Genomic DNA, 12,991 nt, shown 5'->3' with positions numbered 1-12,991 from the left:
GGTGCAGATCTCCGAGCTCAGTGATCGCAGTGGCCTGACGGTCCAGACGATCAAGTTCTACATCCGGGAGGGCCTGCTCCCGAAGGGCTCGGCGGTGAGCGCGACCCGGTCGGAGTACGGCATGGGCCATCTGGAACGGCTGCGGCTGATCAACGCGCTGCGCGAGGTCGGCGACCTGCCGGTCTCGGCGATCCAGCAGATCATCGCGGCGATCGAGGACGAGCGCGTCAGCCTGCACGAGCTGTTCGGCACCACCCAGTACGCCATCGGCCCGCACGTCGCCGCGCCGCACGACCCGCACTGGCGCGCCGCCCGCGAGGACGTGGACGCCCTCGTCCGCGAGCTCGGCTGGAACGTCGGCGACCGCGCCCCTGCCCGTGATCTTCTCGCACACACGTTCGTGGCGCTGCGCCGCCTCGGCTTCCCGATCACGCTCAAGGACCTGCGGCCGTACGTGAAGGCCGCGACCGATGTCGCCGACCATGAGATCGGCCGGGTCGCCGAGGGGACGTCCCGCGCCCGGACCGTCCATTCCCTGCTGGTCTCGACCGTCCTGTACGAACAGGTCCTGACGGCCCTGCACCGGCTGGCCCAGGAGGACGCCTCGTCCCGCCGCTTCGGCCGGACCTGACCCCGGTCCGGCGAGCCATGCGTGATCCGCATGGCCACTCTGCCAAACCTTCGCTGGTGACATGGCCGTCCGGCGCCTAGCGTCGAGCACGCCATGACACGAATCGCTTTTCTCGGACTCGGACGCATGGGCGTCCCGATGGCCGGCCGGCTGCTCGCCGCCGGCCACGACCTGACCGTATGGAACCGCACGCCCGCCAGAGCGGCACCGCCGGCGGGGGCCGGCGCCGCCGTCCGCGACACGCCCGCCGAGGCCGTCGCGGGGCGGGAGCTGGTGATCACGATGCTCACCGACGCGGACGCCGTCGAGGACGTGCTGTTCGGCCCCGGCGGAGCGGTCCCGGCCCTGGAGCCGGGCGCGGTGATCACCGACATGTCGACGATCGGCCCGGACGCGGTCCGCCGCATCCGGAGCCGGCTGCCCGAGGGCGCCGGCTACGTCGACGCACCCGTCTCCGGGAGCGTCCCGCAGGCGGAGGCCGGCGAACTGGTGATCTTCGCGGGCGGCACGGACACGGACCTGGCCCGCTGCACCGGCCCCCTCGAATCGCTCGGGCGCGTCCGGCACGTCGGCCCGCCAGGCTCGGGCGCAGCGCTCAAGCTGGTGGTGAACGGCGTGCTCGTCGCGAACGTCGCGGTCCTCGGCGAGGCCCTCGCCGCCGCCGACCGGCTGGGCGTCGACACCGATCTCGTCCTGGACGCCCTGTCCCGCCTCAGCCCGCAGGCCCGCCGCCTGAAGGAGAGCACCGCCGGCGACCCGCCGCGCTTCACGCTCGCCCTCGCGGCCAAGGATCTCGCCCTCGCCTTGGACGGCGCCCACCCGCCCGGCGTCTTCTCCGCGGCCCGAGCCCGCGTGGACGCCGCGCTCAACGACGGGCTGGCGGACCACGACCTGATCGCACTCGCAGACCACACCAGGAGGACGTCCCAGATGCGCGTCACACTCGGCAATCCCGCAACGGTTCCCGCACCGCCGAACCCCGCGTACTCCCACACCGCCCATGTGACCCAGGGCCCGATGCTGTACGTGTCGGGTCAGATCGCCCTGGACGACAACGGCAAGGTGGACGCGCCGGGCGACATGACCCGCCAGTCGGAGGTGGTCTTCTCGCTGCTGGAGCGGATCCTCGCCGCGCACGGGGCGGGCTTCGCGGACGTCGTCAACATCCGGTCGTTCCTCACCGACCTCGACCTCCGCAGGGAGTACGGCGCCGTCCGCGCGCGGTACTTCACCGGCCCTCCCCCGACCAGCACGACCGTCGAGGTCCCGCGCCTGTTCCACCCCGACGCCCTCCTAGAGGTGGAGGTCGTCGCCGCCGTCCCCCGTTAGGGCTTCGGCGACGTCGCGGAGGTCCGCCAGGAACGCCGTGACGGGCGGGGACCTGCGCGCGTGGCGGCCGACCGCCGCGTAGACCGACCGGCGCGGGCGGCCGGACGTCACGGCGCGCAGGACGACGCCGTCCCGCGACGCCGCCGACGCGGCCAGCGCCGGGACGAGCGTGACGCCGAACCCCTCCGCGACCAGCCCGAGCTTGGAGATCCACTCGGCGACCCGCAGCGGCGTCTGCGGGACGAACCCGGCGGCCTCGCAGCGGGCGCGCAGGGCGGCGATGGCCTCGGGGTCGTCGGCCACGATCCACGGCTCGTCCGCGAGGTCGCCGAGCGCGACGCGGCGGCGCGCGGCGAGCCGGTGGCCGCTCGGCAGCGCGACGAGCAACGCGTCGTCGGCCAACGTCACCAGGTCCCCGGCGGGGATGGACGGGAGCTTGTGCGTGCTGACCACGGCGATGTCGAGGTCGCCGGCCTCCAGCATCGGCAGCAGCCGCTCGGTCGTCCCCTCGCGCAGCACCGGCCGGACGCCCGGATGGCGGGCCCGGAACCGGGCGAGCGCGCGGGGCACGAGCGCGGCGTTGGCGGTGGGGAAGGCGCCGAGCCGCAGCGTCCCGGTGTCGAGGCGGCGCAGCCCGTCGAGCGCGCGGGCGGTGTCGGCGAGCCGGTCGAGGAGGCCGCGCGCGTGCGGCAGCAGGTACTCCCCGGCGGGGGTCGGGCGGACGCCGCGGGCGCCGCGCGCGAACAGTTCCACGCCGCAGACGTACTCCAGCGCCGCGATCTGCCGGGACACGGCGGACTGGGTGTAGCCCCCGGCGGCCGCGGCGGCGGTGAACGAGCCGAGGTCGGCGACGGCGACGAAGGTCCGCAGCAGGACGGGGTCGAGGGCTTCGGCGCGCACGTCCGAAGCATACGAGGGCCGCCCGATAGGCTCGCCGCATGCCGGACAGCCGCCCGTTCGTCAGCCTGGCGACCGACTTCGGCGCCGCCTACACGGCGATCTGCGCCGGGGTCGTCTACACGATCGCGCCGGCGGCGAACGTGCTGGTGCTCAGCGACGAGATCACCCCGTTCGGGGTCCGTGAGGGTGCGATGCTGCTTCGCCAGGCGCTCCCGTACCTTCCGGTCGGCGTCCACGTGGGGATCGTCGACCCGGGCGTCGGCACGGCGCGCCGCCCGGTCGCGATCGAGACGGGGCGCGGGGACGTGCTGGTCGGCCCGGACAACGGCCTGCTGGTCCCGGCCGCCGCGGAACTGGGCGGGATCGTCCGGGCGCACGCCCTGGAGAACCCCGCGTACCGGCTGCCCGCCGTGTCGGCCTCCTTCCACGGGCGCGACATCTTCTCCCCCGCCGCCGGGCACATCGCCGCCGGCGTCGGCGTGTCCGACCTCGGGTCCCCGGTCGGGCCGCTGCCGCTGGACGTCCCGTCCCCGGTGGTCGGCGACGGGGAGCTGACCGCCCCGGTGCTCTACACCGACCGGTTCGGGAGCCTGATCCTGGGCGCCGAGCCGGAGGACCTGACCGCCGCGTTCGGTCCCCTCCCGCACGGGACGCCGTTGGAGGTCGTGTGGACACTTCCGGCCCCCGGTTCCGCACGGGTCACGTTCGAGGAGACTTTCGGCGGCGTCGCCCCCGGCGAACCGCTTCTCTGGATCGACTCGTCCGGCCGGCTCGGCCTGGCGGTCAACCGGGGGTCGGCCGCCGAGGCGCTCGGCCTCGCGGGTGCGGAGACCGTCACGCTGCACCGCCTGTAGGAGACTGCTCACCGTGGAAGACCTCGATGTGGTGGCCTGGATCCAGGTGTCGGACGGGCGGATGCTGGCCGTCCGCTCGCGCGGCCGTGACCTCCTCTACCTCCCGGGCGGCAAGCGCGAGCCGGGCGAGGACGACTGGTCGGCCCTGTCGCGCGAGGTGCGGGAGGAACTGGAACTGGAGCTCGACCGGACGTCCTTCCGGGAGCTGGGCGTAGTCCGCGCGCCCGCCCATGACCAGCCCGACTTCGCCCACGTCCGCATGGCGTGCTTCACCGCCGCCTACCGGGGCGCGATGGCCCCGGCAGGGGAGGTGGACGAATACGTCTACATCGGCCGCGCGGAACGCCACCTCCTCGCCCCCGCCGCCCAGGCGGCGCTGGACCTCGCCGCCGAAAACGGTCTGCTGATCTGATCGGCAGGGACGTCCGGAACTTCGCTCCCGGAGTACCGGGCAGGCCGCCGGCTGAAATTCCATCCGGCATTAATTGGCCCTTTCGCCCCCCTCCCTCCTGTTTGTGCTGCTAGATCCACTAGGATGCCGCGGGCTAGTCAGAACTCACTTACGGGGGGACCGTAATGTCGGAGGTCCATCACTTCTCCTACGGGCTGGTCACGCCCGTGCCCGCCTACCTCATGTCGTTCATCGGCTCGCTCCTCGGCCTGCTGTGCACGACCCGCGCCCGGGCCTCCACCGGCCGCTCGCGCGCGTCCTGGCTGGCCCTCGCCGCGCTGGCCATCGGCGGCACCGGCATCTGGGTGATGCACTTCATCGCGATGCTCGGCTTCACCATCGAGGGCCACGAGATCCGCTACAACGTGCCGCTCACGCTGCTGAGCTGCGCGACCTCCATCGTGGTCGTCGCGATCGGGCTGTTCATCGTCGGCTTCGGCGGCCCCCGCGCGCCCGTGATCATCACCGGCGGCGTCATCATGGGCGCCGGCGTGGCGAGCATGCACTACACCGGCATGACCGCGATGAACATGTCCGGGCACATCGGCTACCGGCCCGCCGTCGTCGCGCTGTCGGTGCTGATCGCCCTGGTGGCGGCCACGGCGGCACTCTGGTTCAGCATCCGCGTCAAGGGCATGTGGGCGACCACCGGCGCCGCCGCGATCATGGGTGTCGCGGTGACCGGGATGCACTACACCGGCATGGCGGCCATGCAGATCACCATGCACGCGGGCATGCCCGAACCCACCGGCGCCCGTCCCGTCGACTTCCTGCTGCCGCTCATGGGCGGTGTCGGCGGCGTGTCGATCATCCTGCTGATCATCATCGCGATGGCGCCGAGCGAGGAGGAGATCCGGGTCGAGGCCGCGATGCAGGAACGCATCCGCTCGCGGCGGCAGGCGGAGGCCCGGAGCACGACGCCGCCGGCGGAGCCCGCGGTGCCTCCGCAGAGCCGGTCCGCGGGCGAGTGGTTCGACGGCGGTCCCGGCCGCTGACGCCGCCGATCGGCGCCGATCATCCTTACGTCCCTTAGACGGTCTCAGGGGCGTCCCCTACGCCCGAGGCGGTACGGGAGCAGGGAGGCCGTGAGCGGAGCGCCGTAGATCAGGTGTCTCTCAGCGGCCGATGCCCGGGCCCATGCCGTACACGCAGCATCATCGGCATGACGAACACGACGCAGACCCTCACCCGCCCCGAGTCCCCCGTCCACGCCGGCCCGCCGAAGCTGTCCCCGACGCAGCTGCGCGCCGCCCAGATCGAGACCCTCGAAAGCCCGCGCCTGAAGTACGGGCTGCCGGCCCGGATGCTGTTCAAGCAGATGGACCTCGTCTACGGCCGCGAAGGCACGTTCGTGAAGTTCGCGATGCTGGAGTTCATCGCCCGCGTCCCCTACCAGGCGTGGGAGCGGATGGGCTACTTCTCGCTGTCGCGGCACCGCCGCCGTTCCGCGCTCGCCAAGCGCGTGTACGAGCGGATCGTGGAGACCCGCGAGGAGCAGGACAACGAGCAGTGGCACCTGCTCATCCTCCAGGACCTCGTCCAGCGCGACGGGCTGAAGCAGTCCTTCGTGCTGCACCGGCTGGCGCCCTGGCTCGTGGCGTTCTTCTACTACCACGTGTCGTGGCTGCTGTTCCTGGTGCGGCCGGAGCTGAGCTACCGGCTCAACGCCGACTTCGAGGACCACGCCGAGCACGAGTACATGTCGTACGTGGCCGCGCACCCGGAGCTGGAGTACGTGCCCGCGCCCACGACGTACGCCGCCGAGTACGGCGAGTACGGCTCGGTCGCCGACCTGCTGCGCCAGATCGGGCACGACGAGCGGATCCACAAGCTCGACAGCCTGGTGAACATGCGGGCGCCCCGCTTCCAGGACGCGCCCGCCTCAAAGGTCGTCAGTTAATTGACTGCCGGAGCACAGCTGCCTAACGTCGGCCGCACCCTGCCCTGGAGAGCGAGGCCATCGTGACGAAGCTCGACCGTCCCGCCCTGCCGTCCGTCACCGTCCTGGACCAGCCGATCGAGATGCGCGACGGGACCGTCCTGCGCGCGGACGTGCACCGGCCGGCCGGCGACGGGCGGCACCGGACCGTCCTGGTCCGCAACCCGTACGGGGAGCCGGTGTTCCGCTCGGTGCCGGTGACGCCGTACCTGCGGGCCGGGATGGCGGTCGTGCTTCAGCACTGCCGGGGCAGGGGCGGCAGCGACGGCGAGTTCACGCCCTGGGCGGACGAGGGCCGCGACGGCGCCGACACCGTCGACTGGATCACCGCGCAGCCGTGGTCGAACGGCGAGGTCGCCGCCGCCGGCACCTCCTACCCGGCCGGATGCGCGCTCCAGCTCGCGTCCGAGCGGCCCGCGGCGCTGAAGGCCGTGGTCGCCACGATGACCCCGCACGACTTCTACGACGGGCTGAACTACCACGGAGGTGCGTTCGCGCTCGGTTCGGCGTTCTTCTGGGCCGCCACCCAAGGTCTCCTGGGGGCGCTGCACGACATGGCGGCCGGCGAGGACGCCGGGGCCCGCCTGGGCGCGCTGATGCGGGCACTGGCCGATCCGGGCGCCGCCATGTCGGCCGTCCCGCTGCGGGACGCGCCCGGTGTCGCGGACGCGTTCCCCTTCTGGCGCGACTGGGTCGACCACCCGGAACGCGATTCCTACTGGACGGCCGTGGCCGAGACCCTGCGCCACGACCGGATCGGCGTTCCCGTCCTGCACACCGCCGGATGGTTCGACGTCTTTCTGCGCGGAACCCTGGAGAACTACAGCCGCATCCCCGGCGGACGTCTCATCATCGGACCGTGGACGCACATGTCGCAGATGGCGGGCGTCGGCGAACTCCATTTCGGTCATGCCGCCTCCGCGCAGTCCGCGCTGCTGGAGCGTGCACAGCTGGAGTTCCTCAAGGGGAACACCGAAGGCCCCAAGGTCAGGTACTTCACGATGGGCGCCGACGTCTGGCGGGAGGCCGGGGCCTGGCCGCCGCCGGGCGCGGCCGACACCCGCTACTACCTGCACCCCGACGGTTCCCTGTCCCCCGACGTGCCCGACGGGGACGCGGCCCCCTCCCGGTTCGTGCACGACCCCGCCGACCCCGTCCCCACGCATGGCGGGCAACTGCTGCTGCACGACCCGGTCAACGTCGGCCCCCGCGATCAGCGGGCCGTCGAGGCGCGTCCCGACGTGCTCTGCTTCACCACGCCCGTCCTCGACCGGGACGTGGAGGTCACCGGCCCGGTCACGGCCGTCCTGCACGCCGCGACGTCCGCGACCGGCGCCGATTGGACGGCCAAGCTCGTCGACGTGTGGCCCGACGGCCGCGCGATGAACGTGCTGGACGGCATCGTCCGCTCTCCCGGCGGCCAGTCCCGGCACGAGATCGACCTGGTCGCCACCAGCCAGACGTTCAGGGCCGGGCACCGGATCAGGGTGCAGATCGCCTCGTCCAACTTCCCGCGCTTCGACCGGCACCCGGCGATGACCCGCGCCGAGCACACGGTCTTCCACGACGCCTCCCGCCCGTCCTGGATCACCCTCCCGGTCATCGGGAACCCGTCCACCTGAGCGCGGGGGTCAGGACGCGGCGAGCGCGATGCCGCTGCCGGCGCCCAGCGCCACGGAGAAGGCCGCGGCCACGACGGCGACCGCGGAGGCGCCGCGTGCCGGACGCGGCGGCGGGCCGTCCAGGCGTCCGAACATCGGGACGATCCACCGCAGGTAGTAGAAGACGCTCGCGACGGTGTTGACGGCGGCGACCACGGCGAGCCAGGCGTAACCGCCGTCGAGGGCGGCGCCGAACATCAGGACCTTCCCGACGAACACGGCGGTCGGCGGCGTCCCGATGAAGCCGAGCAGGCAGACGACCAGCGAGAGGCCCACGAGCGGCGAGCCGCGCAGGAGGCCGGTGTATCCCGCCAGGTCGTCGCGTCCGGTGGCGAGGACGACGGCGAACGCGCCCGCGTTCGTCACCGCGTACGCGGCGACGTAGAACAGCAGCGCGGGCTGCGCGAGATCAGTCCGTCCCGCCATGGCGACCGGGATCAGCAGGTAGCCCGCCTGGCTGACGGTCGAGTACGCCAGCAGCCGCCGGACGTTGTCCTGCCCGAACGCGGCGAGGTTGCCGAGCGTCATCGTGGCCGCGGCGATCACGGCGACGAGCGCGGGCCAGCCGGCGGCGTCCGGCGGGAGCGCGTCGGCGCCGATCCGGTAGAGGGCCGCGAAGGCGCCGATCTTGGGGACGGTCGTGACGAACGCGGCCACGGCCGGGGGCGCGCCCTCGGTCACGTCCGGGACCCAGAAGTGCCCGGGGACGGCGCCCGCCTTGAACAGCAGCCCGGCGAGCAGCGCGACGACGCCCGCCGCGACCGCCGCCCGCGGGGCGTCCGCGAGGCCCTCCCGCAGCACCGGGTACGCCGTGCCGCGCCCGACGCCGGACAGGAGCGTGACGCCGCCGAGCATCACGACGCCGAGCAGCGCGCCCATCAGGTAGTACTTCAGCGCGGCCTCGGTGCCGGGCGCGTCCTTGCCGAACCCGGCGAGCGCGTACGCGGGGATGCTCGCCAGCAGGTACGCGGCGACCAGGACGAGGAGGTCGGACGACGCGCCGAGCACCATCGTCCCGAGCGCCGAGAACATGATCAGGACGTAGTGCTCGCTCTCGCGCGGATGGCCGCGCATCCGCCCGGCGGCGAGGGCGATGACGAGCAGCGTCGAGCCGAGGACGGCGATCCGGGTGACGTGCGTGATCGGGTCGACGTCGAACGCGTCGAACGCCATCAGGTCGGGACGGGACGCGTCGACGCCGGCGACGGCCAGCCCGGCCACGAGCCCCGCCGCGCAGATCAACGCGACCCGCCACTGCCCCCGGCGGGGCAGGAACAGCCCGCTGACCAGGCCGAGCACGGCGGCGAGGAGGACGCACAGCTCGGGCGCGAGGTCGGCCGGGTTCTCGTTCATCACCGGCCCACCAGGCCGACGATCGCCGCCGACAGCGGCTCGATCGTGTCGAGCAGGGGGCGCGGCGCGACGCCGATGGCCAGCGACAGCGCCAGCAGCGGGACGAGCGCGCCGAGTTCTGGCCGCCGCACGTCCGTGACCTGGGAGGTCAGTGCGCCGGGCGGGCCGGTGACGACCTTGTGCAGGACGCGCAGGAACAGCCCGGCGGTGATGAGGATCCCGAGGACGGCGAGCGCACCGGCCACCGCCGTCGCCGTGGTGCCGCTGCCGATCGTCCCCGCGAAGATCTGGAACTCGGCGATGAACCCGGACAGGCCGGGCAGCCCCAGCGACGCGAACGCGGCGACCGCGATGAGGCCGGAGTAGACGGGCGCGGTGCGCGCGATGCCGCCGAACCGCCCGATGTCGTAGCTGCCCGCCCGGTCGTACAGGACCCCGCACAGCAGGAACAGCGCACCGGTCACCAGGCCGTGGCTGACCATCTGCGTGACCGCCCCCGTCACCGCGAGCCGCCGGGCGTCGGCGTCGCCGGCGGCGTATCCGGCGGCGCCAAGCGCCAGGACGATGTAGCCCATGTGGTTGACGGACGTGTACGCGACGAGCCGCTTGACGTTGTCCTGCGCGAGCGCGACGAGCGCCCCGTACAGGACGCTGACCAGCCCGACGATCAGCATGACGAGGGCGTAGCGGCGCCAGGCGTCCGGCAGCATCGGCATCGCGATGCGGACGAGCCCGTAGGTGCCCATCTTCAGCATGACCCCGGCGAGGATCGCCGACCCGGCGGCGGGCGCGTCGGTGTGCGCGGGCGGCAGCCAGGTGTGGAACGGGACGACCGGCGTTTTGATCCCCAGTCCGATCCCGACGGCCAGGAGCGTGAGCGCCGCCAGCCCCGGTGACCCCTCCAGCGGGGGCGTGCGGGTCAGTTCGACCATGTCGAACGTGTGGGGGTCGGCGCCCAGGTAGAGGCCGATGAACCCCAGCAGGAGGACCAGCGACCCCAGGAACGTGTAGAGGAAGAACTTCAGCGCCGACCGCGTCCTGTCGTCGTGCCCCCACACCAGGATCACGAAGTACATGCCGACGATCGACAGGTCGAAGAAGACGAAGAACAGCAGCAGGTCGAGGGAAGCGAACAGCCCGACGCAGACCGTCTCCAGGAACAGGAAGAGGGCCGCGAACGCCCGGACGCGGTCGGTGTGCCGCAGCGAGTACAGCGCGCACGCGGCGAACAGTACGGCCGTCAGGGTCAGAAGCGGCAGCGACAGCCCGTCCACGCCGACGTGGTAGCCGGCGCGGACGGACGGGATCCACCGCACGTTCGCCTCGAACGAGACCCCGCCGCCCGTGCCGTGCGCGATCCACATCGCCACGATCAGCGCCAGCTCGGCGACAGTGACGCCGATCCACGTCCACGGCACCGCGCGGCGCGGGACGGCCGGCAGCGCGAGCGCGGCCGCCAGCGGCAGGAAGATCACCAGTGTGAGCACGGATCACCCGGCCAGGACGGCGACGACGACGAGGACCACGAGCACCACGGCGGCCTGCGCGTAGTACGTGTGAAGCTGCCCGGTCTGCGGACGGCGGGCCAGCGCGGCGAGGCCCCGGGCGGCGCGTCCGACGACGGCGACCAGGCCGTCCACGCGGAACTCGACACGGCGTCCGGCCAGCCCGGCCGTCCACCGCCCGCCCCGCGCGACGCCCCGCACGGCGCCGTCCACGACCCGGTCGTCGAACCGGGCCAGCGCCCGCGCCAGCGCGAACACGGGATGCACCGTCCCGGCGACGACGGCCCGCTCCAGGTGGAGCCAGTTCACGGCCCAGGCCGGTTCCGGAACCCGCCGGACGGCCACGACGACCCCCACCGTGATCACCGCGAGGACCCCGGAGAGGACGGCTTCCCAGACATGGGGCCGCACTCCCGTCCGAAGACCCGCGACCCCGAGCACGCACGCGGCGGCGGCGAGCACGACCAGCGGAACCCGCTGCGGCCAAGGCACCCGCGCAACCGGGCCCTCGGCCGGACGCACCACCATGAGCAGCGCCTTCGCGGCATAGGCGGCCGAAAGCACGGAGGCGGCGAACCCCACGGCGAGAAGGCCCGCCGACCGGTCGCCGGCCACCGTCAGCACCTCGTCCTTCGTGACCCACAGAGACAGCGGCGGGACGCCCGCCAGCGCGAGCGCCCCTACCCCGAACGTGACCTTGACCAGCCGTCCCGTCCGCTGCGCGCTCAGCCATAGTCCCGCGCCCAGGAACAGCAGGCTCTTCACCGCGGCGTGCGCGACGAGATGCGCCGTCCCGGCGCCCACGGATCCGGCCCCGGCGCCAAGCACCATGAACCCGATCTGCGCACACGTCGATGCGGCGAGAACCTGCTTCAGCTCCCGTTGCGCGAGCGCGACCGCGCCCAGCACCAGCGCGGTCAGCGCACCCGCCCAGCACACCACCGTGTCGGCCCAGCCGGTGGCGTCGAGCAGGGGATGGAGGCGCATAAGCAGATAGGCGCCGGCGGCGACCATCGTCGCCGAGTGCAGCAGGGCCGACACCGGGGTCGGTCCCGCCATCGCCCGCGACAGCCAGAACGAGAACGGAAGCTGCGCCGACTTGCCCAGCGCCGACACCACGACACCGGCGGCGATCAGATCCCGCCAGGGCGCGCCGGCCTGCGCCAGCGCGTCGAACTCCAGCGAATGCGCCCCGGCGACCGCGAATCCCGCCGCCGCGTAGAGACCCATGTCGGCGGCCCGGGTGGTGAGGAACGCGACGTCCGCCGATTGCATCCGCTCGCTGTCCGACCACACGTAGCCGATGAGCGCGTACGACATCGCGCCCATGACCTCCCAGCCCATCAGCAGCAACAGGAGGTCGGTCGCGGTGACCGTGACCAGCATCGCCGCCGCGAACAGCAGCATCAGGACGTAGAACCGGGCGCCGTACCCTTCGCCCGCCGCGTACATGAGCACCGCGACCAGGACGGCGGCCAGGGTCGCGACGAGGACGGCGGACAGCCCGTCCACCGCCAGCCCGCCCGGCCACCCCGGCAACAGCGAGAAGCTCATCCCTTGAGATCACCCGCGTCATCGGTCAAGTCGACATCACGGGCCCTGAACAGCGCCGTGACGACGGCGAACCCCATCGCCATCTCCAGCGCCATCACGGTGATGGCGACGAGCACGAGGACCTGCCCGTCGGCGGAGCCCGGCGACACCCAGTACCAGAACCCGGCCCCGGCGACGACGATCCCGTTGATCATGAGTTCGAGGCCCATCATCAGCATCACGATCGACTGCTGCGACAGCGCGCCGAACAGCCCCACGCAGAACAGCGCTGCGGCGAGGAGAAGGAACGTCTCAAGCGTCATGACGCGCCGTCCCGGTCGTAGCGTCCCCGGTGCGCGGCCAGCACGACGGTCGCGATCATGGTGGCCAGGATGGCGATGCCGATCACCATCATGACCAGCATCTTCGACCCCATGATCGACTCGCCGAGCGCGAACGTCGGATCGCGGGGCGGGTTCCCCGCCCGCGCCGGCCACGGAACCGCGAAGATCCCCACGGCCAGGGCCGCGAACGCGGTGCCCGAGATGGCGAACGCGCCGCGCTCGTTGTGCAGCATCGTCATCGGCATCAGGCCCGCGGGATTCATCATGTACGCGACCATGAAGACGACCATCACCAGCATCTCCATGATCATCATCAGGATCACCAGCACGCCGAGGTAGTGCAGGCCGATCAGCAGCAGCTCCGCCCCGACGCACAGGAACGAGGCGAGCAGCGCGAACGTCGCCCGCGCCATCGAGCCGACGACGAACACCGCGACGCCGGACCCGACGGCGGCGAGGGCGAGCACCCAGAACGCGACGGCCTCCACGGT

At 72.6% G+C, this 12,991-nt stretch carries 13 protein-coding genes; 7 read left to right on the top strand and 6 right to left on the bottom strand.

Features of this window, described 5'->3' with window-relative positions:
* Window position 1 precedes the first annotated feature (1 nt).
* Both AB0C35_RS31785 and AB0C35_RS31780 read left to right on the top strand, forming a co-directional pair.
* Window positions 2-631, top strand: coding sequence for a MerR family transcriptional regulator (locus AB0C35_RS31785; protein WP_358463967.1), 630 nt, complete (start codon window positions 2-4; stop codon window positions 629-631).
* Window positions 632-724: 93 nt separating this feature from the next.
* Complete coding sequence (locus tag AB0C35_RS31780; RefSeq protein WP_358463964.1) at window positions 725-1,960, top strand: NAD(P)-binding domain-containing protein; 1,236 nt, start codon at window positions 725-727, stop codon at window positions 1,958-1,960.
* Here the strand turns inward: AB0C35_RS31780 and AB0C35_RS31775 are convergent.
* Window positions 1,925-2,860 (bottom strand): LysR substrate-binding domain-containing protein, encoded by a 936-nt coding sequence (locus AB0C35_RS31775; protein ID WP_358463961.1) that lies wholly within the window; start codon window positions 2,858-2,860, stop codon window positions 1,925-1,927. The genes AB0C35_RS31780 and AB0C35_RS31775 overlap by 36 nt on opposite strands.
* Before the next feature lie 38 nt (window positions 2,861-2,898).
* Between AB0C35_RS31775 and AB0C35_RS31770 the strand changes: the two genes are divergently transcribed.
* The 5 genes from AB0C35_RS31770 (at window position 2,899) to AB0C35_RS31750 (ending at window position 7,726) form a co-directional block, all read left to right on the top strand.
* Window positions 2,899-3,714, top strand: coding sequence for an SAM-dependent chlorinase/fluorinase (locus AB0C35_RS31770; protein ID WP_358463958.1), 816 nt, complete (start codon window positions 2,899-2,901; stop codon window positions 3,712-3,714).
* Between the two features lie 13 nt (window positions 3,715-3,727).
* On the top strand, window positions 3,728-4,126 hold the full coding sequence (locus tag AB0C35_RS31765; RefSeq protein WP_358463955.1) for an NUDIX domain-containing protein: 399 nt from the start codon (window positions 3,728-3,730) through the stop codon (window positions 4,124-4,126).
* A 164-nt stretch (window positions 4,127-4,290) separates the two neighbouring features.
* Window positions 4,291-5,160, top strand: coding sequence for an MHYT domain-containing protein (locus AB0C35_RS31760; RefSeq protein WP_358463952.1), 870 nt, complete (start codon window positions 4,291-4,293; stop codon window positions 5,158-5,160).
* A gap of 167 nt (window positions 5,161-5,327) precedes the next feature.
* Window positions 5,328-6,065, top strand: coding sequence for an alternative oxidase (locus AB0C35_RS31755; protein WP_358463949.1), 738 nt, complete (start codon window positions 5,328-5,330; stop codon window positions 6,063-6,065).
* Between the two features lie 62 nt (window positions 6,066-6,127).
* Entirely contained in the window at window positions 6,128-7,726 is a 1,599-nt protein-coding gene (locus AB0C35_RS31750; RefSeq protein ID WP_358463946.1) for a CocE/NonD family hydrolase, read from the top strand.
* Between the two features lie 9 nt (window positions 7,727-7,735).
* Here the strand turns inward: AB0C35_RS31750 and AB0C35_RS31745 are convergent, their stop codons facing one another.
* The 5 genes from AB0C35_RS31745 to AB0C35_RS31725 are packed head-to-tail and all read right to left on the bottom strand — an operon-like array spanning window position 7,736 to window position 12,988.
* Window positions 7,736-9,118, bottom strand: coding sequence for an NADH-quinone oxidoreductase subunit N (locus AB0C35_RS31745; RefSeq protein WP_358463943.1), 1,383 nt, complete (start codon window positions 9,116-9,118; stop codon window positions 7,736-7,738).
* Window positions 9,118-10,605 carry an NADH-quinone oxidoreductase subunit M gene (locus AB0C35_RS31740; RefSeq protein WP_358463940.1) on the bottom strand — a complete coding sequence of 496 codons (1,488 nt, stop codon included), beginning with the start codon at window positions 10,603-10,605 and terminating at the stop codon, window positions 9,118-9,120. Before AB0C35_RS31740 ends, AB0C35_RS31745 begins: the two co-directional genes overlap by 1 nt.
* 3 nt (window positions 10,606-10,608) lie before the next feature.
* On the bottom strand, window positions 10,609-12,177 hold the full coding sequence (locus tag AB0C35_RS31735) for a proton-conducting transporter membrane subunit (protein WP_358463937.1): 1,569 nt from the start codon (window positions 12,175-12,177) through the stop codon (window positions 10,609-10,611).
* The gene (gene nuoK, locus AB0C35_RS31730; RefSeq protein WP_358463934.1) at window positions 12,174-12,479 is read right to left on the bottom strand and encodes an NADH-quinone oxidoreductase subunit NuoK; all 306 of its coding nucleotides are present in this window, start codon (window positions 12,477-12,479) and stop codon (window positions 12,174-12,176) included. The genes AB0C35_RS31735 and nuoK overlap by 4 nt, the downstream gene beginning before the upstream one ends.
* Window positions 12,476-12,988 (bottom strand): NADH-quinone oxidoreductase subunit J, encoded by a 513-nt coding sequence (locus AB0C35_RS31725; protein WP_358463931.1) that lies wholly within the window; start codon window positions 12,986-12,988, stop codon window positions 12,476-12,478. Before AB0C35_RS31725 ends, nuoK begins: the two co-directional genes overlap by 4 nt.
* Window positions 12,989-12,991: the final 3 nt, after the last annotated feature.

Origin of the sequence: Spirillospora sp. NPDC048819 (assembly GCF_040650055.1) — a bacterium.
In the GTDB taxonomy this organism is placed as follows: Bacteria; Actinomycetota; Actinomycetes; order Streptosporangiales; family Streptosporangiaceae; genus Spirillospora.
Note: the sequence above shows the minus strand (reverse complement) of the source record. Positions and strands in the feature narration are given on the sequence as shown.